Raw genomic sequence first — 22674 nt, 5'->3', positions numbered from 1 at the left:
TTGGTGTCACAAGTTTTAGCGTGATAGGGGAGTCACCACACCTGACATAGCTGGTGGAAAGGCGCGAATTTTTGCAAACTTCAGCGCCAAGCGATCAATGTCTTGCTTTTGGGTGGGGGCCAGATAGGACCAGTGATGCTGTTGCCGAGCTAACTCACATTCAGGCTGTGGCTGTATCAAGCCTTGGGCAATCAACTGAGCCACGATATCATCTGAGGCTTCAAGAGCAGAGGAGGCTTTAACGTTTTCTGCTCTTGCATAGGCCAGCTCAGGGTATAAGCTCACATCAGCGACACGTAGCGTGTCATTATCGCCTGGGATTTGTTGGCCACCATATAGGGCATTTTCTGTGGGTTTGGCGGTAGCAAACTGCGGCACAAACTCGCTGACCTGATCAATGGCACGTTGGCTGCGCTCGTGTAAGGTATTGGGATTCCATCCCTCATCGATAAAGTCTAAGTATTTAGGCTCAAGCTCAGGCTGGGCATCATTATCGGTGGTCGCTACCAAGCCATCATTAAATAAAGTCACGGCTTTATTCATGCTGTGGATTTGATAATAGCCTTCTGGATAAGGGGTAAGCTGTACCATGCCATGCGGAGTGCCTCGCTTGCCATGAATGATAATCTCCGGTAAGTGAGTGTGACTGCTTGAGCCAATACAGTGGGCAAAATTATCAACAGTATCTGACTCATAAGTATCGGTGTTTGGTTGTGGCCAATGGGTGACATAAGAGGCTTTAAATTCCACCATACGCTGCGCCGGCACGCCAAGCATATTATCAATAATGCCGGTTCTAAAACCGCAGGCATTGATTAAATAATCTACTTGTATCGAGTGCTGCTGATTTGGCTCGGTATTATCTAGCGGATGGTCACTGCTGTGTTGGTCACAATGCTCAAGCGTGTGATAATGAATCTCCCAGCGTGCATTTCGATGGGTTATCTCATCAACGGCAGTTTTAGGTTCATCCTGATCACTGCGGTTATGAGCTACTTGTACTTGAGCTGTAGAGGCCACTTCAGTGACGTCCACCACTTGAGTATTGAGTAGGAGATGTGCATTGGGATAATAGTTTAGCGCCGTTTGTGCTGAAGCTGCCAGTCGGAAGATATTCCAACCATACTCATTGACTGCCACAATAGGAAACTTAAGTTTATTAAGATCCAATTGCCGCGCTGCCGCTGCTATCCATTGATCCATAGATTTTGGCGTCAGTGTCTCAGAGGCCATAAGCTGCTCTAAGCGCTGACGGTCGTATAAGCGGTAATATTCTTCGGGTTCACCAAGCACTTTGTTGGCGGGGTCGGCGGTAATCATTGCCTGATACTCAGCAGTGAGCAGCTGCAATCTGGACAACAAGTCATTGGGGTTTCCGTCATCACGCTTGGGGATGGCAATGACTGTGGGGCGCACATCTATACTGTGCGGATACATACGCAGCATATCAATGGACTGCTTTAGCAGCGCCACACAATCTGCGTCTGGGATTTCCCGGTACAAATTACCGCCAGCATGTAAATGACACATAGGTGGCCCATCGATCAAACTGGCTTTGGTTTCAAACAAATAGGTCTGTACACCCAGCGCCGCCAAGCGAATGGCAATGGTGGAGCCTGCTACCCCGCCACCTATAATCCCCACCTTTAGTGGTATCAAGGCAGAAGGTGCAGTCGGCGAGATGGAGGCTAAAGGGTCATGCGATGCGCCAATATGATTTTGCATAGATGTGGTCATTATATTTGGAGGTATCATTATAGTCAGATCTAGATAATAAGGTTAGCGCCGCCAAATCAAAGGGGCGATATAAACACGCTATAAACACGCTATAAACACGCTATAAACAAAGGATAGGCAAAAAATGGTTTTTGCTACAATATACTTAGAATAACAAATATCGGTGATGATCACTGTTGCCGCACCGTAGTGTAAAAGCTAATACACAGGCCACGACAAAAGCCGCCACAAACGTATCAACGGGCGGGTATAGATATTTATGGTGATGACAGCAATGATATACAAGCTTGATTTCAATACAAAATACAGTAGAACAACAAGGCTTAAATGAAAAAAACTTCAATAAAAAAGCGCAGCCAATCGCATCGCAGCCCTCAATCTAAGCAGCCGCTATTTATGGGGCTTGGATTTTATGGGGTGCTAAGCTTATTAGTATTTAAGGGCAGTATTGGCTGGCATGTGTTAGGCTGGTATGTGGTTATCGGTGTGCTGACTTATGCCGTCTATGCCAAAGACAAGCAAGCGGCGCAGCAGCATAACTGGCGTATCCCTGAAAGTACGCTGCATGTACTGAGCCTGCTTGGAGGCTGGGTGGGTGCTATGATCGCTCAACATCAGCTGCGTCATAAAACCCAAAAGCCCAAGTTTCGGCTGAGATATTATTTAACAGTGCTCATTAATTTGGCAGGCTTGTTATATCTTATCTCAGGCGGTGATCTCTCGCGTTTATAACAACTATTGCTGCTTTTGGTAAAAACTAAAGCGTAAATAAAGCTAACTAATTATTGCAACGTAGCCGGTAAAGCGTAGCCGGGCTTAAGCCTGATATTTAGCGTTGCGTTTGCCCTCTAAAAATAGCATATCTATCACCACGATGGCCACACCCACACAAATTGCAATATCGGCGATGTTAAAGATGGGGTAATGCCACACATCAGCATAATGCACATGGATAAAGTCAATGACCTTACCGATGCGCACCCGATCAATTAAATTACCAATAGCACCGCCTAAGATAAGTGCCAGACCCACGTTAAGCAGCTTGGCTTGGCGCGGGGCGCGGGTAAGATAAACCACCAAAAACACAGACATCGCCAACGACAAGCCAGCAAAAAACCATTTTTGCCAGCCGCCTTGATCGGCCAAAAAGCTAAAAGCGGCGCCATAGTTATACGCCAAAGTCCAATTTAAAATCGGCTCAATAACGGGTACTGGCTCATGGAAATTAAGCTTGGTATTGGCAATCCACTTGGTCCACTGATCAAGACCAATAACCAGTAGCGATAACAAATACCACATCAGCGCTCGAGGCCCATTGGCAATCAGTCTAGGGCGCTTGCTAAGCCCTGGTGTGGCTGTCGCATAGGCCGGCTTGGTCTCTACGGCATCAGAGCTTGACTGGGTATTGCCTGAAGTCTTAGGCATAATGACGAACCTCGCCTGGACCTTGGATGTTGCTGACGCAGCGGGTACAAATTTCAGGATGACTTGGGTCGGTGCCCACATCATCACGCACGTGCCAGCAGCGCACACACTTGGTGCCCTCGGCTGGGGTTACCGCCACACGTAGGTTGTCAAGCTCCGTCTCATTACCTACGGTATTGTCATCAAGCTTATGCAGCGCCGCTGAGCTGGTGATTAATACAAAGCGCAGCTCATCTTCTAGCTTGGCCAGACTGCTATAGACATCACCATCTGTATAAATACTGACGGCCGCTGATAAGTTGGCGTTAATCAACTTGGCTTCACGGGCGCCCTCGATAACCTTGTTAATCGCGTCTTTGGCCTCTAAGATAATTGCCCAGTCCGCTTCACTGATTTTTTGCATGCTAAAGTCAGGCAGCTGATACCACTCTTGAGTAAATACATAAGCGTTGTCGCCTGTTGCACGCTCTTTTAGTAAGGCTTCCCAAGCTTCTTGAGCGGTAAAGCTTAAGATAGGGGCAATCCAGCGTAGCAAGGCATGAGCAATATGATACATGGCCGTTTGTGCTGAGCGGCGAGGTTTACCCTGCGCCATGGTGGTGTACTGACGGTCTTTGATAATGTCTAAATAAAAACCACCCAAGTCTTGTGAACAAAACGCGGTGACTTGCTGAGTCACTTGGTGAAAGTCCATCGCATCATAAGCGGTGATAATAGCTTGCTGCACCTTTTGGGCACGCAGCATGATGTATTTATCCAAGCTTACCAGCTCATCCATCTCTAGGCTGTCAGTTTCTGGATTGAAGTCATCGGTATTGGCCAGTAAGAAGCGCACAGTATTACGGATACGACGATACATATCAGTTGCGCCTTTAAACGCCTGTTTACCAGCATTCATCTCATAACGATAATCACTTGAGGCGATCCACATACGTAGCATATCAGCGCCGGTCTTGTTGATCTCATCTTGGGGGTTGATGATATTACCCAAAGACTTACTCATTTTGCGGCCATTTTCATCCACCACGAATCCGTGAGTCAACACTTGCTTATACGGCGCTCGGCCATACATCGCCTCTGAGGTTAGTAACGAAGTCTGGAACCAGCCGCGATGCTGATCTGAGCCTTCAAGATACATATCGGCTGGATTGACCAGCGCATCATCTTGTTCTAACACGGCAAAGTGTGTGGTACCTGAGTCAAACCACACATCTAAAGTATCAGTCGATTTGACATAGTCATTGGCATCATCACCAATGAAATCTTTGGCATCCGCATCAAACCAAGCTTCCACGCCACCTTTTTCGATCAGCTGTGCAATGTCTTCCATCAGCTCAAGCGTATTAGGGTGCAGCTCATCGGTGTCTTTATGGGTAAAGAAGGGAATAGGGACGCCCCAAGTACGCTGACGTGAGATACACCAATCAGGGCGGCCTGCGACCATAGATTCGATACGGTTCTGCCCCCAGGCCGGTGTCCAAGTGACGTTTGGAATATCGGTCAGAGTTTGCTCACGTAAGGTATTATTGCGGCCGGCTACTTGATGGTCCATGCGGATAAACCACTGCGGTGTGGCACGGAAAATAATAGGAGTCTTATGGCGCCAGCAATGCGGATAGCTGTGCTCCATCTTATAATGTTTTAGCAGATGACCGCTGTCATGTAATTGGGCAATAATCTTTGGCTGAGCCTTATAAATATGCTCGCCCACGAAGACTTTGGCGGTGTCTAAATACACGCCATTGCCCGCCACAGGGTTTACGACAGATAGGTTGTAGCGTAGGCTGACAATATAGTCGTCGGCACCATGTGCAGGTGCTGTATGCACTAGGCCAGTACCACTATCAGTGGTCACATGATCGCCCAAAATGATGGGCACTTGACGCTCAGCGATAAGCGGGTGCTGCGCTTTTATCAGCTCTAGTTTATCGCCGCTTAGGGTGGTGATAACGCCTTGGTTGTCTAGACCAAAGGCTTGTAGGGCGCTATCCACCAGTTCGCTGGCAATAATAAGGTTGCCTTTGCTGGTCTTCACCACACTGTATTCAACCTCCGCGCTGACCGCGATGGCCTGGTTGGCCGGCAAGGTCCAAGGGGTAGTCGTCCAAATAACCGCTGAGGTTTTGTCGTTATTGCCCTCTGGCAAAACTTGACTTGGGTCCACTAAGTCAAAAGCCACATAGATAGCATCTGAGGTTTTATCCTCATACTCCACTTCCGCCTCAGCCAGTGATGAGCCACAATCTAGACACCAGTTTACAGGCTTCATGCCGCGGGTGACATAGCCATTGGCGTAGATCTTACCTAAGGCGCGTACAATGTTGGCCTCTTGGTGAAAGTTCATGGTCAGATAAGGGTTATTCCAGTCGCCAAATACGCCCAGACGCTTAAAGTCAGCCATTTGTAGCTCAACTTGGCTACGTGCATATTCACGGCATAGGCCACGAAATTCAGTGGCAGATACTTTTTGACCCACTTTGCCGACTTTGGCTTCTACTTTTTGTTCGATAGGCAGACCGTGACAATCCCAGCCCGGTACATAAGGCGCATCGAAGCCTGAAAGTGTTTTGGACTTAACAATAATATCTTTTAAGACTTTGTTTACTGCATGGCCTAAGTGAATTTGGCCATTGGCGTATGGAGGGCCATCGTGCAAAATGTATTTTTCACGTCCGGCTTTTGCTTGACGAATTTTGCCGTACACATCATCTGCTTCCCAAGCTTTTAGCCAATCAGGTTCGCGGTTGGCCAAGTTACCTCGCATTGGAAAGGCTGTGTCTGCAAGGTTTAGCGTGTCTTTGTAATCGGGGGTTGAAGTCGTTGAATCAGTCATAGAAGCCGTCTTATATGTTAAGTTAAAACAAAAGTTAAAATATACGCTCAATACCTTCAAAGGGGGGCTATAAAATATGAAAAGCTTTGAAGCTATGGCGCAGGCTATGAGCGCTACCTTAATCTCAATAGGTCAATGTTTAAATAGGTTGGGCCAGCGTTATTAAATATCAAATCATAGGTCGCTGGCCACATAAATGAGTCAAAACGTCCTCATTATAAAATAAAACCTAGCTTAAGGGTAATTGGCACAAAATTCAGGTTGTAGATTTACTCAGCTTGGCCATCAATTCTTAACCAGCGGCCCATGACTTCAGACAGCTCATCGATACCTTCTTTTTTTAGAGAGGAGAAAAGCTGAATCGAAAAGGGCAAATCGAGTTTTTCAAGCTCTCGTTTGGTCTGTAATAAGATGTTTTTGGCCGGACCGTATTTAAACTTATCGGCTTTAGTGAGTAAAACATGCACAGGTAGTTCACCATCTTTGGCCCAGCGTAGCATCTGCTCATCGAAAAACTTTAGCGGATGGCGGCTGTCCATTAACAGTACCAAACCTGCCAAGCTCTCACGTGACACTAAGTACTCTTCAAGTTCAGTTTGCCATACCAGCTTCATTTTCTCAGGCACAGCGGCATAGCCATAACCTGGCAGATCCACCAACCGTGCTTCTTCATTACCTATGGTAAAGAAGTTAATCATCTGGGTGCGTCCCGGTGTCTTTGAAGAGCGTGCCAATTGGCGCTGATTGGTCAATACATTGATGGCTGAAGATTTGCCTGCGTTTGAGCGGCCAGCAAAAGCCACTTCATAGCCGGTGTCAGGTGGACACAGCTTAAAAGTAGGCGCTGACATCAAAAACTCAGTTTGTTCTAAGCGCTTTCTGGGAGACAAATGTGATAAGTCAGAAGCCGATTCTGGCGCAATATATTGAGGTGCTTTGGGTTTTTTGGTCTTTGGTGCATTAGCCATAGGGTGTCTCAAGTTTTGAACTAAATAATAAAAATAGATACATACTAACAGTTAATAAAGGCAAATTAGATATTCAATAAAAGGCAAGTATATAAGAATAGTTACCTATAAAGGCAGATAAGTGGGCAGTCAGCTCAAATTTATAACTATCCCCATTATAACCAGTCTTACGCTTGAATGATAATAGCCCCCCTTTATAGCTTGAATAATGAGGCATGTCAGTGCTGCAGTTACCCGTCAAAAGTGTTATTTTTTTTGCTTGGGTGTAACTTTGAAAAGCACAGTATTTAATAAAAATAAAATATAAGGTGTTAATATTTAGTTTTATTAAACCCATTGATTGACATTATAGACCTAAAAAGTGGCCATAAAATGCTATTATAAGTGTATTAAATAACTAGGTCGGCAAAGCCTCTTGCACAAAGAGGGGTTACAAAAAGTTTATCACGCTGGTCAGTTATTAATTGAAATTTAAACAAATGCCTTCATAATAGTATTTAAGTGAATATCTGTTTACTGATTTTAAAGGGTGCGATAAGCGATCACATAACATAAGCATCCTGTTCGATAAATAATCTCAGATATTCTAACCCTTTGTACGATACCTCGAATCCGTTAAAGCCAAGACATCACTCAAATTGAATACCTTAGGCCGAAACACTGACTCAAAGTCTGCCAGCACGCTGGGTGCATTCGAAGGTAAGGAGAACAAAAATGAAATTTAATAAAGCCATGATGCCATTAATAGCCGGGATATTACTCAGCGGTGCCCCTATATTGGGCAATGCCGATGTTGCTCAGCGTTATGAAGCCAGCTGCGCCGCTTGCCACGATACCGGTGCACTTAATGCCCCAAAAACAGGCGATACTGCGGTTTGGGCGAAATTAAAAGCAGAAAAAGGCATGCCAGCTTTGGTACAGTCGGTTAGAAATGGTGGAAAACAAATGCCTGCAGGCGGGCTTTGCAATGACTGTAAGTCTAGCGCTGACTATGCCGCTTTGATTGAATTTATGTCCAAGTAGTGTTTTGTTTAGCCTTAAATAAAAACGGGGCAATAGTTAATTACAACTAAAACAATCGACCCTAATTATTATTTAAAAAATGCTGAGACTATCAGCTAAAGCCCTGATAATATCAGGGCTTTTTTGGGTGTTATTGCCCTTATGCTGTAGTATGGGCGCTAATTATTGCTGTGCTTTGACTAATATGTCACGGATGGGTAGCTATTTTTACAAAACTATTGATATAATAATGGTATTAATTATTCTCTGTGAGTGATTATAACTTAAACCATATGCTGAGCGCTTGGGCCTAAATTTGGCGTAACGCAGTCATTATTGTTGCTGCTGATACTGTAATTACTTCAGCAGCTTGGTTATGGTCGAGGGTTATAGTTATTTAGCTACCGCATGAAAGACTTAGTAGGATTAGACTACAATGAAAAAATTGCTCGTTGCCACCAGCCTATGTATTGCCAGTATCAGCGCCAGCGCAGCCCTTATTGTCCCTAAATATGATGTTGCGGCAGGTCAAAAAATTGTTGAAAACAACTGCGCTGCCTGTCATGGTATGACTGGCGTTAGTGTTGTGCCTACTCAGCCAAACTTGGGTGGCCAAAATGTGCGTTATTTGTTTAAACAGTTAAGAGATTTTAAAACCGGATATCGTGTTAACGGTATCATGCAGGCACAGATTTCTGCTTTGTCTGAGCAGGATTTAGCCAACGTAGCAGGTTATTTCTCACAGCAAAAACCTTGGGGTGCTTTCGCGGGTAACCCAGCAACTGCCGCTGAAGGTAGCAAGCTGTTTTTAGGCGGTGATAAAAAGCGCGGCGTTATTGCTTGTGCCGGTTGTCATGATCCTAAAGGCTTAGGTAATGGTTATGCAGGCTTCCCACGTATTGGTGGTCAGCATCCAGAATACTTAGGCATTCAGCTTAAAGCGTTCCGTGCAGCAGGTCGTGAAGATGATGTAACACGTGATCAAAAGCGTATTAACGACTCAGCCAAAGAGGGTGACAAAGGCATGATGCAGGTTGTGGCCTCTCGACTGTCTGACCGTGATATCAAAGTATTGTCACAGTTCATTGGTGCGGTTCACTAAGCCGATATTAGGACCTACTTGTTTATTAAGTTTGGCCTAAAAGATATCATCAAACATCAACCCCGTTCTTCGGGGTTTTTGTTATTATGGGTGTTATTATTTTCTGGCTTATTTTGTGCTTAAATTGGGATTTAAACCTCACTTAGTGGTTTAAATTGCGTGATTAGCCCCAACGTTTTAGGCTCTAGCTTACTTTTAAATTGGCTGGTTGTTAAATTAGCTTGCTCTTAATTACAAACTTTAATCCATGGATATCAGCATGCAAAACCGTTTTGCTTCTTTGTTTATTGCTGCACTACTGCCTTTATTGTTATTTAGATGGTTCGTTCCTAGCCCTGCCGGCCAATTAGACTTCTGGCTGATGTGGCTGGTGGCCATGGTAGTGGTCGGCCTACCGCTATTGTATGCAGAAATTGGCTTGGCACACCGCAGCCAAAAGACGCCCGCTCAAGGCATACAAGAGTTGACCCGCCAAGCAGATACCACACCAATATGGCGCAGCTTTGTCTGGCTAACGGTGCTATTGTCCTTGGTAGTAGCGGCTCTAAGTATCAATGCGGTCAGTAACAATGTGCTTGAAGCAACGGCACAAATGGGCATGTCCTTGGATATCCCAGGCTATGCGTTGGCGGTCGGTATGGTGGTGATAGCGGGACTATTAAGTCTGCTTGGCGCCACTACCTTGGTTGCGTCTTTGGCCCTAATTGCCATTGCTTTTGTGATGGCAGCGCTACCCAATTTATCTTCATTGGCGCTCATAATGACTGAGAGCAGCCTAGGAGAGTGGGCAAGAGCGGTGACTTTGGCGCTGGTCAGTGTCGGTGTCGGCACAGGTCTTTACTGGTTTAATAATCCTTTAGTAAGCCGTGACCCTAATCACAGTGCTGAAGCGGGCCGCAATACGCGAGAGATTGCGACCAAAACAGTGTTACCTATCTGGCTAACTCAGTTGGTTATCGGCAGTGTGGCGCTGATTTTTAGTAGCACCAGCTTTGCGCCTGTTACTGCTTTGGTATATGCGCTGGGCGTCTTGGCAGCCGGGGCATTTTTTATGCATTACGCCAGCAGCCAAATCGCCACCCGCTTTGGCCGTTTTGGATTAGGCATCGCAACTGTCATTAGTATAGTGCTGACCATCTTATTGGTAGTGACAGCGACCCCTAAAGTATTGACGATGCTGTTGGTTGCGCTAAGCGTGTTAAGTGCTCTGGTTTTGGCAATATTCTCAGGCTGGTTGATGAAAATTAGCCACATGCGCAAATCATTGAACTTCAAGTCAGAAGGCATTTATAACTTATGGCGTGTGGCCATTCGTATCCTAGTACCTGCGCTCATTATTGCCGCTGTGGTAGGTTGGTTTGTCTCATGAACACATCAATGAGTCTTATCCCCATCAGTCTTGCTTACTCGCCCAATCCAGCACAGCCCACTGACACGGTGTATCTTGAGATGCAAGTAAAAGCGGGCACCTTATTATTACAGGCGCTGCAGCAGGCAGGGTGGCTTGAGGTGTATCCACAATTAAAGCTGTGGTGTGAGGCGCACAAAGACGATACCCAAGTGGACAATAAAAACTGGTGGGTTGGTGTGTTTTCTCAAAAAAAGCTGCTCAGCTATGAGCTACAAGCACATGACCGCATAGAAATATATCGTCCGCTGACCATTGATCCCATGCGCAAACGCAAAAAAAGAGCGGTGCAATAAATTGCCGCAACAACAATCAAACAAGAATAGAAAATAACTTTGAGATACTTGAGGCTAAACTAAGGGTATAAAGTTAGAGCAGCAAGTTAGACATGAGCCCACAAATGGTGGCGGCTTATTGAATATGAAGTCAGTGCTGTTAATCCAAGCTTCTTGGTTAACAGCACGTATGACACATTAATGGCCAAGGCGCAATAAATATTATGGCTTGGTTTGTGGTAAGCTCTCCACACCCTCTACTTTTATAACAGTATCGGCATCATCGAAATAAATGATAAGATGTTGACTGGCATTTTTGATTATTTGTTTGCCTTCACGTTTACCGTAAGTGCCTGGCTTATAATCATAGATGTAATCCCAACGATTTGGCGCAAGTGAGTCACGCATGGCGGGACTACCGATGTAGTAAAGCACTTGGTTTTTTGTCATGCCAGGTTGGATTTGCTGGGCTTGGCTTTGAGTGATCGGAGTGCCCTGAGGCAGGTCAATGGTATATACGCTAAACCAAGAACAACCGGTCAGTGTCAAAGTAGCAGTAAGAGCGATAGGATAAAGTAAGTGTTTTAATATATTCATAATTTCACGTTTTAGAGTTACCCATTGTGATCGCTAGAGTTGGGTCATAGCGATTAAAGACAGTGACTAGAATTACCAGTAGTTTGGTAATTATAAAATGATATTAAGTTTCGGTAAGATAACAAAGTTAGACCAGCGGATGTCATAAAAGCTGGATTTTGATAAATGATACGTCAATTACTTGCAATTGCCTACCACTTACGAGACTATTTAACTAAATTTTGCATTAATTGGTTATCTTATCTTAGGTTCCGTTCATCAATTATAACGTCATAAGGATCGCAATGAAATTTACCAATCAGGATTTACGTAAAGCAGGATTAAAGATTACTTTGCCTCGTATCAAGATTCTTGAGCTATTAGAAAGTGCTGAGCATCATCATATGAGTGCCGAGGAGGTTTATAAAGCTTTAATCGAGCAAGGTGAAGATGTGGGCTTAGCCACCGTTTACCGTGTGCTGACTCAGTTTGAGCAGGCCGGTATCGTTGAGCGCCATAACTTTGAAAATAATCTGTCAGTATTTGAAATCACTCAAGAAGAACATCATGACCATCTGGTGTGTGATGTGTGTGGCACCATTGTTGAATTCCATAACGAGAATATCGAACAAGAGCAATTAAAAGTGGCTCAGGAGCATGGTTTTAGGTTATCAGGTCACTCCTTGGTACTTTATGGCTTATGTCCGAATGAGGACTGCCAAGACTCTGCTAAATAAGCAGGTGGTGATAGCGCCGCTTGGCCCATAACTGAGTTGGCCTTTTTAAAAGCCTATTGCTAAAAGCCTGTTTTTAAACAGGCTTTTTTTATGGTAAATGAGGTAAGATGCGCTTTCACGCTTTTTATCACCTAGCACAATTTGGCATGATGCTGAGCGCTATGTGGGCTAATAAGTTTGCGCTGGATTAGATCGGTGAGCGCTTGGTCTAGAGTCTGCATGCCTTGGCTGTGACCAGTTTGAATGGCGGAATACATTTGTGCCAGTTTGTTTTGACGAATCATGTTACAGATGGCAGGGGTGGCCATCATAATCTCGTGAGCGGCTATTCGTCCGCCCTCAGGGCGCTTAATTAATATTTGCGAGATCACAGCTTGTAGCGATTCGGACAACAAAAATCGGATCATGTCCTTTTCATCGGCCGCAAATACATCCACAATTCTGTCGATGCTTTTAATCGCAGAGCGGGTATGTAGCGTTGCCAGTACCAAATGCCCGGTCTCAGCTGCAGTAAGCGCCAAACGTATACTGGCCAAATCACGCAGCTCACCAATCACAATAACGTCGGGATCTTCACGCAAAGCTGAGCGTAGGGCTTTCGTATAATCTGCGGTATGGCGAGCCACTTCCCGCTGATTGATTAAGCTTTTTTTGGCGTGATAAATAAATTCAATGGGGTCTTCGATGGTCAGAATGTGGGCGGCGCGTGTTTGGTTAATATGATCAACCAAAGCGGCCACTGTGGTTGATTTTCCGCAGCCGGTGGGACCGGTGACCAATACCAGCCCATGATTGAGCTGGGTTATTTGTTGCAAGGTGGCCTTATTATCACTGGATAAGTCGAGCTGCTGCAAAGACAATAGGGCATCGGGGATGGCACGAAATACAGCTGCAATACCTCGGTGCTGCTGAAATATATTGACCCGAAATCGCCCCACATCGGCCACATCCAACGCATAGTCCAATGTCATGTGCTGTTCAAATTCACTCATTTGCGCAGGGCTTAAGGTGCTGGCAATATACTGCTGAATTTGGGTATGCGTTAAGGCGGGTAGATTGGTCGAGGTTATCTCCCCATCGATTCGCAGCATGGCGGGCATTCCTGCTGACAGGTGCAGATCTGAAGCCTTTAAGCTTTGAGTATGGCGTAGTAGCGCAGTGAGCGAATCTATAGCGTTAGCGTGTGTCACCTCATCTATCCCTTGAATCATGTGGACACCCACTATAACAAGCTTGGAGTGCTTAGGAGCAAGTATTTGTTTGCATTTATAAAATAGAGCGCACCACTTATAATAGAGCGCACCACTTATAATGGTAACGCAGACACAAGTTAGGCGAGGCCCATTACAATAAATAAGAGAGTAGATTATGACACAGTCAACACTGGTACAAAACTGGCAACAGGTCACACAGCAGATTGAGGCGGCTCGGCAACACTGCGCTGGGCAGCCGGTCACCTTGCTGGCGGTTTCTAAGACGAAGCCTGCAGATATGATTGTCACGCTTGCTCAAGCTGGTCAGAAACACTTTGGTGAAAACTACCTACAGGAGGCGGTGGATAAGCAGCATCAGGTGGCCAAGCTGCTCACTAAGTATGAGGATGGGGATGTCAGCTCGGCACCCCCTATTGTCTGGCATTATATTGGTCATATTCAGCGCAACAAAACCAAAGATATCGCTGAGGCTTTTGACTGGGTACACACCATTGAGCGCGATATTATTGCTAAGCGCTTAGATGCTCAGCGCCCAAGCCATTTGCCTAAGCTTAATGTATTAATTCAGGTCAATATTGATCATGAAGAGAGTAAGTCGGGCTGCCTGCCTGATGAGCTTGAGGCCTTGATTACGTCTATAAAAGGCTATGGCAATCTGTGTCTGCGCGGCTTGATGATTATTCCCTCCAAAGAGGGCAGTGATGCCTTTGAGCGCACCAAGCAATTGTTTGAACAAATTAAGCAGGCACATCCAGATTTGCCTAACTGGGACACACTGAGTATGGGTATGAGTGCAGATATGGCCGACGCCATTGAGCAAGGTTCAACTATGGTTCGGGTGGGCAGTGCCATCTTTGGCGCTCGAGACTAAAAGCTGAGACAGACGCAAAATTGGGATGTTATGCATATAATAAAAGAGCCACCAGGGCTCTTTTATTATAGTAATAGAGGTCATTTACTGAACAGTTTTGGGCCCGTTAGCCTTCAATGCTCCAGCCATTAACTAAGGGATAGCGGCGCTCACGACCAAATGCTTTGTGGCTAATCTTAGTGCCAATGGCTGCTTGCCGGCGCTTATATTCGCTTCTATCTACCAACTTGATAACATGACGCACTACCTCAGGGTCAAAGCCTTTAGCAGTAATCTCATTAAAGCCTAAGTCATTGTCGATATAGTCTTTTAAAATGGCATCTAATAGGTCGTAATCGGGTAGGCTGTCTTGGTCCACTTGATCTGGACGTAGCTCAGCGGAAGGAGGACGGGTAATAACACGCTCAGGAATAACATTGGTATCTTCTAGGCGATTGCGGTAATTGGCCAGAGCGTATACTTGAGTTTTATACACATCTTTTAAGACATCAAAACCGCCGGCCATATCCCCATACAAGGTGGCATAACCCACTGCCATTTCTGATTTATTGCCTGTGGTGATGACTAAATGGCCAAATTTATTTGATAGCGCCATCAGTACCATGCCGCGTGCACGGGCTTGGATGTTCTCCTCCGTGGTATCTGCTTTGGCCTTGCTAAATAATGGGGCTAACGTATGACGCATGCCATCTACCGCATCATGGATGGGGCATACCGTATAGGAAACATTGAGTCGGCGCGCTTGAGCCTGGGCATCCTCTAAGCTGATTTGAGAGGTGTACTCATAGGGCATCATAACCGCATATACTTTATCAGAGCCTAGCGCATCCACGGCCACGCATAAGGTCAGTGCCGAATCAATGCCACCTGATAGGCCCACAATCACGCCTTCAAAGCCTGAGTGATTGACATAGTCACGTAGACCCACCACTAAGGCTTGATACGTCTCAGACTCTGAGCTGAGCTGTAAAGGTGCTTTGGTTTGGCTATCAAAAGTGTGATTTTTTATATCATAAGTAGCATACAGCATGTGCTCTAAGAATCTAGGGGCTTCATGCGCTACGTCACCATTGGCCTGAATGGCCATCGAGCCGCCATCAAAAACCAGGTCATCTTGACCGCCCACTGCATTGACATAGATGATTGGTAACTGGTTATCTGTGGCACGCTTATTCAATAGGGCTTGACGGGTGTGCTGCTTACCGGCCTCAAATGGCGAGGCATTGATGGTAACCACTAAGTCGGCACCTTGGTCTTTTAGAGCCTTGATGGGCTCTTCTTGCCATAAGTCTTCACAGATCAGCAGGCCAATGGTCACGCCTTGGTAGTCGAATAATACTTGATTGCGGCCTTTGTCAAAGTAGCGGCGCTCATCAAAGACGCCATAGTTTGGCAGATACTGCTTGTGATAAAAGCCCTTTTGTTGGCCGTTTTGGATAATGGCAGCTGAGTTAAAGGTGCCATGATAATCGACATGCGGATAGCCGATAATCATCACGATATCATTAATATCGCTCAGTGAGCTAAGGGCAGCTTTTACGCGGTCTGATAAACTTGGGCGAAGCAGCAAGTCCTCTGGTGGATAGCCAAGCAAAGCCAGCTCTGGGAAGACGATGACGTCAGCACCATTGTCGCGGGCTTCAATAGCCAAACTACGCATTTTATCGATATTGGTTTGAATGTCACCGACCATAAAGTGGGACTGTGCCATTGCAAATTTCAGCGAACTTCCTTTTGCTGCCGTGCTACTGTTATCATTAGACATTATTGGGTCCTATTCGTAATGGGTCTTATTGCTAATAATCACCGGTCAAATGCAACTTATTGAGTTTTGTTGGTGTCACATTTTTAGGCAAGCTATTAGCATTAAATAAAGGTTAGTGGGGTAGCTTAATCCATTTGCATTTTGCAGATTATTGGCTACTTTGTTTGTCATACTCAGCCCGGCATAAATGCATATGCCCAAGCTTAAATCTGGGTATTTATCGAGTTTTATTGTATTTTATCTTGCTAAATAGAGTATCGTGTCAGCTTGTTTTGGGTGTTTCTATTGTTAACGATTTTTGTAGTCGAAAATAAATACAATTACCTTTAGTATAACATCAAAACTTTATTGTGATATCCAAGCAGGTCTATTTTGACCGCAAAACTAGGAAATGGGTTATGTTTGCATTTGTGTTTACGCTGTTAATTACCGCGCTTGCCATGTGGGCGTTTTTTAAATTTATGTACCCCAAGCCGCCAAAAGCTTTTATGCCACAAGAAGGCGATGTGATTACCCCTAGAGATTGTAGCTTATGTGGCTATCCCTTGGCTGAATATCGCGGCGTATTAGAGCCTAAGCCTGAGGGCCGCATATCTGATGCTGAGCGTCAAAAAATACAGCAGTTAACAGCTGAGATTGATGACTTACAGCAGCGCTTACAACAAGACGCGCTAGAGGCGAATCTGACGCGTCAACAAAAAAAGCATGCTAAATTGGCCAAAGAGCAGCAGCAAAAGCAGCTGTTTGAAAAGCAGCAGGCGCTAAAGCAGCTCACCAGCTGGTTTTTTTGTAACTATGACCATCAAGCCGACTTCCATGCACAGTCTACCAAGCCACCATCTCACTAGCGCTTTTTAGTCGCTAAGCTGCATCTCACGAATCATATGCTCTAACAGCTCATTGGCCTGCGCGATGTCGCTTTCATTAGCGGCTGCTTGTAGCTTGGCTTGTTGCATTTTTTCATACAGATTTAAGCAGCACAGTACCAATAGATTCTCTTGGGGCAGCTGCGGGGCATTGGCCTGTAGATCTTGGATAAAACTATTGATAAATTGGCTGGCTGAATACAGCTCGCCTTCTTCACCCACTGGGCAGTTAATAGTATAATTTTTTTCTAAGATGGTAATATCAACTGGCATGAATTGAGGCTCTTGTGGGGCCTCATCTTGTGTCTGCTCAGGCTGATTTTCAAAAGCGCTTGAGGTATCAGTTAGGTCATCTGGGGTAATAATTTCGATATCAGAGTTGTGCCCAGAGTCCGCGGCTTCTAGCTCAGCACCACTAGTTGCTTCAAAGGCCGTGTCGTCGTCAGTGTAAGAAGTATGCTCAGAGTCTAATGACTCGTAATCAGAAGGGTTATGAGTTGACATGATGTTCTCTTAAATAATGGACCAATAAAATAAAAGGCAAAAAAAGGTCAAATAAAATACAGTTAATTTAGCCGGTGGCCATAAAAGGCACTGAACAGGTTAATGTTTTTTTATGGTGTAAATTTCAAGCCAAACGGTTATAAGCTGATGTGCGACATAGCCACAATGACTAGTCAGCGGCTTGGTCAATAAGGGTCAATCTGTGCATAACGACTTTGGTGTGCTCACGGGCCAAGCGGTTCTTTTCTAATAAAGCATGATTGGACGCCTCTAACGCCTCACATTTTTGTAGCAGCTCGCTGTAGCTGTCATTTAGACTGGTGTGCGCTTCAACCAGACTTTGATGCTCATCGTTGAGTTGGTTATAGACTTGCTCAAGGCTTGAATGCTCTTGCTGCGCTTGTTCAAAGGCGCTGCGGGTATCTGACAACTCTTGTTCAAGCTGCTGCTGGGTTTGCTGGGCCTGCTCATAAGCGGCTTGAGACTCCGTAAGCTGCTGCTGTAGGCGCTCAACTTCATTGGGGTCAATTTGTGGCCCGTTTTTTAGTGACAGCAATTCATTGTGAGAGGCATCATAGCGCTGGCGGATGTCGTGCAATATAGAATCTAAGTGGTGCAGTTTTTCAATTAAAGGTTGGGTCATAGGGAGTCACTTCTGAGAAAGTCGGAGAAAAATTAAATGCAAGGTTATGTAATAGTACCTTTAATAATGCCACAGATGCCCACATTATATCTAGCATTAGGATGTTAATGAATGTGTTTGGATGGACTGTATAATCGGTAAAAAAACCAAGTTTAATCACTTCATAAGACACTCACTTAAAAAACTACTTAACAAGAAAATTAATAAGCAACTTAACAAGCAACTTAACAAGCAAAAGGGTACGTGTAATGAATGACGATATTTCAGGCTGGAACGAATGGTCAAAAGTGTTTGCCGATTGGACCGATGTCAGCATAAGTGAGCTGCACGGGCTGATGACTGGCCTGATGACAGTGTGTCATGCGCCCAGTAAGATTGAGGACTGGGAGCAGCTATTAACCGAGCTAAGCTTCTCTATTCCAGATGAAGCGGCACTGACCTTATTGGCCGAAGAAGCAGAAGACACCTCTTTTCAGTTAAAAGACAAAGATGACGCTTATCAATACTCACCCTTAGTGCCAGATGACGAACATGACTTATATGAGCGAGTGATGGCTCTTAAGCAGTGGGCTAACGGCTTTATGACCGGATTTGGGGTGACAGACTGCACCTTAAGCGCTGAGGAGACGGTGATGTTCTCAGATCTGGCAAAAATTGGCAGCATTCGTATTGAGCCTGATGATGAGTTTGAAGGCGGCGAGGAGTCGTATTTATATTTATATGAGTTTGTGCGCATGGTGCCAGTCAGCTTAGCGATTCGCCCTCGCAAAGCTATGATGAGCCTGCCACTAATTGCAGGTCTATCCCCCGATGCCAAGACGGCCAAAGAGCTTGAGCAGCAAGGTGTCAAGCCTAAGCCTATGCCACCGGTGATTGATATTATGAATCAAAACCATCCCTCTTAACAAATCTCAAAGACGCCACAGCGCAGTTTGAGGCGTTAAGCTTTAGTGCGAGCAAAAAGCCAGTCCAGATAAAAACGGACTGGCTTTTTATGTTAAATTAAAGGCCAATGAGCCCCTATTATGAGCAGACCAAATGCCAGTCTGAGTGTGGATGGGGCGCATCCTGCTAACTTTGTAAGGAAAATCCATGACCTCGCCAAATCACAGCCTCACTTACCCCCGTGACAGTATCGCTTGGCTCAAGTGCTTAATTGGTCTTGATACTGTGAGCCGTCACTCCAACTTAGCCCTTATTCAACAGATACAAGCATACTGTGAAAGCTTGGGACTAGCGCCGGTATTGACTTTTAATAAGGATAATAGCAAAGCCAATTTATTTGTGACTGTTGGTGCAGGTAACGATGCACAGCAGCCAATAATCAACGGTGGTATTGTGTTGTCTGGGCATACCGATGTGGTGCCAGTTGACGGTCAAGATTGGGAATCAGACCCTTTTGAAGCAGTCATTCGAGGTGATAAGCTCTATGGACGCGGCGCTTGTGATATGAAAGGCTTTATTGCTTGTGCTTTAAATTTACTGCCCAAAGCGGTAGCACTGTCGAAGCAAGGCGTTTTGGCGAAGCCGCTGCATCTGGCATTGTCCTTTGATGAAGAGGTCGGCTGCCTAGGCGCCCCATTAATGCTAGAGGAATTAAAGGAGCGCGGTATTTCTCCTGATTATTGTATTGTCGGTGAGCCATCATCTATGAAAATGGTGATTGCTCATAAAGGTATCTCTGTATTTCGCTGCTCAGTGCACGGTAAATCAGCCCATTCCTCATTGACACCGCAAGGGGTAAATGCCATTAGCTATGCGGCGCGATTGATTGGGTTTATTGATGATCTGGCAGAGCAGCTGGCAAAAAATGGCCCAACCGATGGCGCATTTGATGTGCCGTTTTCTACCTTGTCAGTCGGTACTATTGAAGGTGGAACGGCCACCAATATCGTGCCCAATTTATGTCAATTTACCTTTGATTATCGCAATTTACCGATGATGGGCACACACGATATTTTGCCCGCGATCGAACAAAAAATCAGCGAGCTGAACCAGCAAATGCAGCAAGTAGATAGCCAAAGCGGTATTCAGCTTGAGCAATTAGAGAGCGTACCGGCCATGACCGACAGTGACAGCGCCGCTTTGCAGCAATTAATCGTCGGCTTAGTGGGTGCGGCTGCTCGTCATAAGGTGGCCTACGCGACCGAAGGTGGTCAATTTACCAATGCCGGTATTCCAACTGTAATCTGTGGCCCTGGTAGTATCGAGCAGGCACATAAGGCCAACGAATTTGTGGCACTTGATCAGCTCACTAAATGCGATATGTTTTTGGACAAGCTACTTCTTTCATTGCAGGGCAAATAACTTTTATAGACTGACTGGTTGTTTGCCTAAATAGCCTATTTAATAGTTTTTATAGCCCCATTTCAAAGGTCGTGCTGCATGAGCCTGTCTGGATTTTTATTGTTCTTTTTTAGCACTTTTTTAATCTCAGCCACACCCGGTCCTAATATGCTGTTGGCCTTTCAATACGGACTTAATCATGGGGTGCGACAGACACTTTGGGTATTGGCTGGGCTCAGTGTGGGTCTGTTTGCCTTATTAATTTCGGCGCTGCTAGGCATTGATATCATCAGCCGTAAATTGCCTTGGCTACTGACAGTGATGAAGGTGGCGGGGGCATTATATCTAATTTATTTGGGTATTCAGTCTTGGCGACATGCCGATGATAATGTGCAGTTTGCCAAGGGATCAGGGTCAACAAGTGCTAACACAGGTTCAACGAATACTAGCAATAGTCTAAAAACTGCCGGCCAGCGATTTCGCCAAGGCATGTGGGTGTCACTGTCTAACCCGAAAGCCATTTTGTTTTTTGCCGCTTTTTTCCCCAAGTTTATTAACTTTAGCGCGCCGCTGTGGCCACAATATGTGTGGCTGACTTTAGGGTTTTTTGTGAGTGAGACTACTTGGCAAATAGTCTATACCTTAGGCGGCACTAAGCTTTCAGGCTGGTTGGGGCAGGGCGCAAGACTGCTTTGGCTCAATAGAATCTGTGGCCTGATATTTATAGTTATCGCTGCCGCTTTGCTGTGGGAAGTGGTCAGCGTGGATATCTAGCTAAGTACTAACCATCATAAAAAACAGCCCAATGATGTCATTGGGCTGTTTTTTGTCTTTTATGCTACTGAGCGGATACGGCGCAGCAACAGCTAATCTAAGATATCCACCAACTCACCACGTACCATATGCGGGCTTACAAAGTCAGTGATTTTGACCGTCACAAATTTACCCATCAAGTCTGTTTTTTGCTGCTCAGTGGCTTTAAACAGTACTGAGCGTGTGTTGTCTGCTGTACCCAGCAATTGATCGGGATAACGATCGGCAATCTCTTCAACCATTACTCGTAGAGTTTTGCCCACCATTTCTTCGGTTTTCTTAAGCGTTGAATCCCGAATGACTTTTTGGAAAATGGCCAAACGCTCCTTTTTGGTCGCCAAGCTCACATCGTCTGGTAACTCTGAAGCCGGTGTGCCCGGACGTTTTGAGTAGATAAAGCTATATGAGTGATCAAAATCTAGCGCTTTGGCTAAATTTAAGGTGTCTAAGAAGTCCTCTTCTGTCTCTCCAGGGAAGCCAATGATAAAGTCGCTTGATAAGTGCATATCAGGGCGCACAGCCATCAGCTTATTAATCTGATTGATATAAACATCAATGGTGTGATTGCGTTTCATGGCCGCCAAGATTTTGTTGGAGCCACTTTGTACCGGAAGATGCAGGTGCGATACCAATTGTGGCAATTTAGCATAAGCTTCAATGATGTCATCAGTGAATTCAAGCGGGTGGCTGGTGGTGTAACGAATACGTTCAATACCATCCACGTGGGCCACATAGTGTAGCAGCTCAGCAAAGCGGCAGATGCTGCCATCGTCTTTTTCACCGCGATAGCCATTGACGTTCTGGCCCAATAAGGTGATCTCGCGCACGCCTTGCTCAGCGAGGCTATCAATCTCAGCCAATACGTCATCTAAAGGACGTGACAGCTCCTCACCACGGGTATAAGGCACGACGCAAAATGAGCAGTACTTTGAGCAGCCTTCCATGATAGAAACAAAGGCACGGTAGCCTTCTACTTTTGGCTCAGGCAAGAAGTCAAATTTTTCAATACTTGGGAATGACACATCGACCGTACCAATACGATCTTTGGGTTTGACATTGCGCTGAGTTGTCGATTTATCATATAGCTCAGGCAATCTGTGTAAGGTTTGTGGGCCAAATACCATATCCACATAAGGGGCTCTTTTTTGGATATTGTCACCTTCTTGAGAGGCCACGCAGCCGCCCACACCGATAACCAAATCTGGTTTTTCTTCTTTTAACTTACGCCAGCGGCCAAGCTCAGAGAATACTTTTTCTTGGGCTTTTTCACGAATGGAGCAGGTGTTCATGAGCAACACATCGGCCTCTTCGATATTATCAGTAACCACCATGTCATGGGAGTCGCCTAGAACGTTGCCCATTTTTTCTGAATCATAAACGTTCATTTGACAGCCTTGGGTGGCAATATAAACTTTCTTTTTGGCTTGTCCCGTAGGCTGGCTGGCATGCGCCAAGCTGGCTTGAGTTGAGGTATCAACTGGATTTGAGACAGCGATAGATTTGGGGTCAAATAAAGTAGCACTCATATTAAGCAGTCCAAGGTGATGTGTGGATTAAAAGAAGGTATAGGATAGATACAACGAACCGTTATCGAGATATATCAAGCAAAGAGGGTGTTGCCTTTTTTGAGGCAATAATGGGAGGATATT

The 22674-nt window shown here is 45.4% G+C and carries 21 protein-coding genes; 11 read left to right on the top strand and 10 right to left on the bottom strand.

Annotated elements, in window-relative coordinates; translation table 11 throughout:
* Nucleotides 1–15 precede the first annotated feature (15 nt).
* Nucleotides 16–1725: an FAD-dependent oxidoreductase gene (locus tag DLE54_RS08925; RefSeq protein ID WP_227535100.1), complete on the bottom strand. Its 1710-nt coding sequence runs from the start codon at nt 1723–1725 to the stop codon at nt 16–18.
* Nucleotides 1726–2064: 339 nt separating this feature from the next.
* Here DLE54_RS08925 and DLE54_RS08920 point away from each other — a divergent pair, with 339 nt between their 5' ends.
* Entirely contained in the window at nt 2065–2469 is a 405-nt protein-coding gene (locus DLE54_RS08920) for a DUF1294 domain-containing protein (RefSeq protein ID WP_110816914.1), read from the top strand.
* A gap of 84 nt (nt 2470–2553) precedes the next feature.
* Here the strand turns inward: DLE54_RS08920 and lspA are convergent, their stop codons facing one another.
* The 3 genes from lspA to yihA form a co-directional block, all read right to left on the bottom strand.
* A complete protein-coding gene (lspA, locus tag DLE54_RS08915) occupies nt 2554–3162 on the bottom strand; it encodes a signal peptidase II (protein WP_110816913.1) in 609 nt (202 codons plus the stop codon).
* Nucleotides 3155–5995 carry an isoleucine--tRNA ligase gene (gene ileS / locus DLE54_RS08910; RefSeq protein ID WP_110816912.1) on the bottom strand — a complete coding sequence of 947 codons (2841 nt, stop codon included), beginning with the start codon at nt 5993–5995 and terminating at the stop codon, nt 3155–3157. Before ileS ends, lspA begins: the two co-directional genes overlap by 8 nt.
* Nucleotides 5996–6264: 269 nt before the next feature.
* Entirely contained in the window at nt 6265–6963 is a 699-nt protein-coding gene (yihA, locus tag DLE54_RS08905; RefSeq protein ID WP_011961108.1) for a ribosome biogenesis GTP-binding protein YihA/YsxC, read from the bottom strand.
* Nucleotides 6964–7677: 714 nt separating this feature from the next.
* On the opposite strand from yihA, the gene DLE54_RS08895 reads away from it, so the two are divergent.
* The 4 genes from DLE54_RS08895 to DLE54_RS08880 all read left to right on the top strand — a co-directional run bounded on the left by DLE54_RS08895 (nt 7678) and on the right by DLE54_RS08880 (nt 10771).
* A complete protein-coding gene (locus DLE54_RS08895; protein ID WP_011961107.1) occupies nt 7678–7986 on the top strand; it encodes a c-type cytochrome in 309 nt (102 codons plus the stop codon).
* Nucleotides 7987–8401: 415 nt separating this feature from the next.
* Nucleotides 8402–9067: a c-type cytochrome gene (locus DLE54_RS08890; protein WP_011961106.1), complete on the top strand. Its 666-nt coding sequence runs from the start codon at nt 8402–8404 to the stop codon at nt 9065–9067.
* A 259-nt stretch (nt 9068–9326) separates the two neighbouring features.
* Entirely contained in the window at nt 9327–10436 is a 1110-nt protein-coding gene (locus DLE54_RS08885; RefSeq protein ID WP_227535092.1) for a hypothetical protein, read from the top strand.
* Nucleotides 10433–10771, top strand: coding sequence for an RnfH family protein (locus DLE54_RS08880; RefSeq protein ID WP_011961104.1), 339 nt, complete (start codon nt 10433–10435; stop codon nt 10769–10771). Before DLE54_RS08885 ends, DLE54_RS08880 begins: the two co-directional genes overlap by 4 nt.
* 201 nt (nt 10772–10972) lie before the next feature.
* On the opposite strand, the gene DLE54_RS08875 is transcribed toward DLE54_RS08880, so the two are convergent.
* Nucleotides 10973–11347 carry an outer membrane protein assembly factor BamE gene (locus tag DLE54_RS08875; RefSeq protein WP_011961103.1) on the bottom strand — a complete coding sequence of 125 codons (375 nt, stop codon included), beginning with the start codon at nt 11345–11347 and terminating at the stop codon, nt 10973–10975.
* 284 nt (nt 11348–11631) lie between these two features.
* Here DLE54_RS08875 and fur point away from each other — a divergent pair, with 284 nt between their 5' ends.
* The gene (fur, locus tag DLE54_RS08870) at nt 11632–12063 is read left to right on the top strand and encodes a ferric iron uptake transcriptional regulator (RefSeq protein ID WP_110816909.1); all 432 of its coding nucleotides are present in this window, start codon (nt 11632–11634) and stop codon (nt 12061–12063) included.
* Nucleotides 12064–12194: 131 nt separating this feature from the next.
* Here fur and DLE54_RS08865 read toward each other — a convergent pair whose 3' ends face one another.
* Nucleotides 12195–13274 (bottom strand): type IV pilus twitching motility protein PilT, encoded by a 1080-nt coding sequence (locus DLE54_RS08865; protein WP_110816908.1) that lies wholly within the window; start codon nt 13272–13274, stop codon nt 12195–12197.
* A 157-nt stretch (nt 13275–13431) separates the two neighbouring features.
* Between DLE54_RS08865 and DLE54_RS08860 the strand changes: the two genes are divergently transcribed.
* On the top strand, nt 13432–14148 hold the full coding sequence (locus DLE54_RS08860; RefSeq protein WP_110816907.1) for a YggS family pyridoxal phosphate-dependent enzyme: 717 nt from the start codon (nt 13432–13434) through the stop codon (nt 14146–14148).
* Nucleotides 14149–14254: 106 nt separating this feature from the next.
* Here DLE54_RS08860 and DLE54_RS08855 read toward each other — a convergent pair whose 3' ends face one another.
* Nucleotides 14255–15913: an NAD+ synthase gene (locus DLE54_RS08855; RefSeq protein WP_011961099.1), complete on the bottom strand. Its 1659-nt coding sequence runs from the start codon at nt 15911–15913 to the stop codon at nt 14255–14257.
* Nucleotides 15914–16311: 398 nt separating this feature from the next.
* On the opposite strand from DLE54_RS08855, the gene DLE54_RS08850 reads away from it, so the two are divergent.
* Nucleotides 16312–16761: a hypothetical protein gene (locus DLE54_RS08850; protein WP_110816906.1), complete on the top strand. Its 450-nt coding sequence runs from the start codon at nt 16312–16314 to the stop codon at nt 16759–16761.
* Between the two features lie 6 nt (nt 16762–16767).
* Here the strand turns inward: DLE54_RS08850 and DLE54_RS12120 are convergent, their stop codons facing one another.
* Nucleotides 16768–17283, bottom strand: coding sequence for a cell division protein ZapA (locus tag DLE54_RS12120; protein WP_011961097.1), 516 nt, complete (start codon nt 17281–17283; stop codon nt 16768–16770).
* 169 nt (nt 17284–17452) lie between these two features.
* Nucleotides 17453–17926, bottom strand: a complete 474-nt coding sequence (locus tag DLE54_RS08840) for a hypothetical protein (protein WP_110816905.1) — start codon at nt 17924–17926, stop codon at nt 17453–17455.
* Nucleotides 17927–18174: 248 nt separating this feature from the next.
* Between DLE54_RS08840 and DLE54_RS08835 the strand changes: the two genes are divergently transcribed.
* The 3 genes from DLE54_RS08835 to DLE54_RS08825 all read left to right on the top strand — a co-directional run bounded on the left by DLE54_RS08835 (nt 18175) and on the right by DLE54_RS08825 (nt 20986).
* Nucleotides 18175–18831: a UPF0149 family protein gene (locus DLE54_RS08835; RefSeq protein WP_110816904.1), complete on the top strand. Its 657-nt coding sequence runs from the start codon at nt 18175–18177 to the stop codon at nt 18829–18831.
* A gap of 187 nt (nt 18832–19018) precedes the next feature.
* Nucleotides 19019–20233: an acetylornithine deacetylase gene (gene argE / locus DLE54_RS08830; RefSeq protein WP_110816903.1), complete on the top strand. Its 1215-nt coding sequence runs from the start codon at nt 19019–19021 to the stop codon at nt 20231–20233.
* A 78-nt stretch (nt 20234–20311) separates the two neighbouring features.
* Complete coding sequence (locus DLE54_RS08825) at nt 20312–20986, top strand: LysE family translocator (RefSeq protein ID WP_110816902.1); 675 nt, start codon at nt 20312–20314, stop codon at nt 20984–20986.
* A 92-nt stretch (nt 20987–21078) separates the two neighbouring features.
* Here the strand turns inward: DLE54_RS08825 and miaB are convergent, their stop codons facing one another.
* On the bottom strand, nt 21079–22551 hold the full coding sequence (miaB, locus tag DLE54_RS08820; protein WP_011961092.1) for a tRNA (N6-isopentenyl adenosine(37)-C2)-methylthiotransferase MiaB: 1473 nt from the start codon (nt 22549–22551) through the stop codon (nt 21079–21081).
* Nucleotides 22552–22674 lie beyond the last annotated feature (123 nt).

The sequence above is a fragment of the Psychrobacter sp. YP14 genome (genome assembly GCF_003209315.1).
GTDB classification, from domain to species: Bacteria; Pseudomonadota; Gammaproteobacteria; order Pseudomonadales; family Moraxellaceae; genus Psychrobacter; species Psychrobacter raelei.
This window is presented reverse-complemented; position numbering and strand designations above follow the sequence as displayed.

Bases quoted from the DNA above. Each gene is read 5' to 3' on its own strand.
- DLE54_RS08875 (WP_011961103.1), bottom strand. From the start codon at position 11,347: ATGAATATATTAAAACACTTACTTTATCCTATCGCTCTTACTGCTACT.
- ileS (WP_110816912.1), bottom strand. From the start codon at position 5,995: ATGACTGATTCAACGACTTCAACCCCCGATTACAAAGACACGCTAAAC.
- DLE54_RS08895 (WP_011961107.1), top strand. From the start codon at position 7,678: ATGAAATTTAATAAAGCCATGATGCCATTAATAGCCGGGATATTACTC.
- lspA (WP_110816913.1), bottom strand. From the start codon at position 3,162: ATGCCTAAGACTTCAGGCAATACCCAGTCAAGCTCTGATGCCGTAGAG.
- DLE54_RS08885 (WP_227535092.1), top strand. From the start codon at position 9,327: ATGCAAAACCGTTTTGCTTCTTTGTTTATTGCTGCACTACTGCCTTTA.
- argE (WP_110816903.1), top strand. From the start codon at position 19,019: ATGACCTCGCCAAATCACAGCCTCACTTACCCCCGTGACAGTATCGCT.
- DLE54_RS08835 (WP_110816904.1), top strand. From the start codon at position 18,175: ATGAATGACGATATTTCAGGCTGGAACGAATGGTCAAAAGTGTTTGCC.
- DLE54_RS08920 (WP_110816914.1), top strand. From the start codon at position 2,065: ATGAAAAAAACTTCAATAAAAAAGCGCAGCCAATCGCATCGCAGCCCT.
- DLE54_RS08890 (WP_011961106.1), top strand. From the start codon at position 8,402: ATGAAAAAATTGCTCGTTGCCACCAGCCTATGTATTGCCAGTATCAGC.
- DLE54_RS08880 (WP_011961104.1), top strand. From the start codon at position 10,433: ATGAACACATCAATGAGTCTTATCCCCATCAGTCTTGCTTACTCGCCC.
- DLE54_RS08860 (WP_110816907.1), top strand. From the start codon at position 13,432: ATGACACAGTCAACACTGGTACAAAACTGGCAACAGGTCACACAGCAG.
- DLE54_RS08825 (WP_110816902.1), top strand. From the start codon at position 20,312: ATGAGCCTGTCTGGATTTTTATTGTTCTTTTTTAGCACTTTTTTAATC.
- miaB (WP_011961092.1), bottom strand. From the start codon at position 22,551: ATGAGTGCTACTTTATTTGACCCCAAATCTATCGCTGTCTCAAATCCA.
- DLE54_RS08855 (WP_011961099.1), bottom strand. From the start codon at position 15,913: ATGTCTAATGATAACAGTAGCACGGCAGCAAAAGGAAGTTCGCTGAAA.
- DLE54_RS08840 (WP_110816905.1), bottom strand. From the start codon at position 17,926: ATGACCCAACCTTTAATTGAAAAACTGCACCACTTAGATTCTATATTG.
- DLE54_RS08850 (WP_110816906.1), top strand. From the start codon at position 16,312: ATGTTTGCATTTGTGTTTACGCTGTTAATTACCGCGCTTGCCATGTGG.
- DLE54_RS12120 (WP_011961097.1), bottom strand. From the start codon at position 17,283: ATGTCAACTCATAACCCTTCTGATTACGAGTCATTAGACTCTGAGCAT.
- yihA (WP_011961108.1), bottom strand. From the start codon at position 6,963: ATGGCTAATGCACCAAAGACCAAAAAACCCAAAGCACCTCAATATATT.
- DLE54_RS08865 (WP_110816908.1), bottom strand. From the start codon at position 13,274: ATGATTCAAGGGATAGATGAGGTGACACACGCTAACGCTATAGATTCG.
- DLE54_RS08925 (WP_227535100.1), bottom strand. From the start codon at position 1,725: ATGCAAAATCATATTGGCGCATCGCATGACCCTTTAGCCTCCATCTCG.
- fur (WP_110816909.1), top strand. From the start codon at position 11,632: ATGAAATTTACCAATCAGGATTTACGTAAAGCAGGATTAAAGATTACT.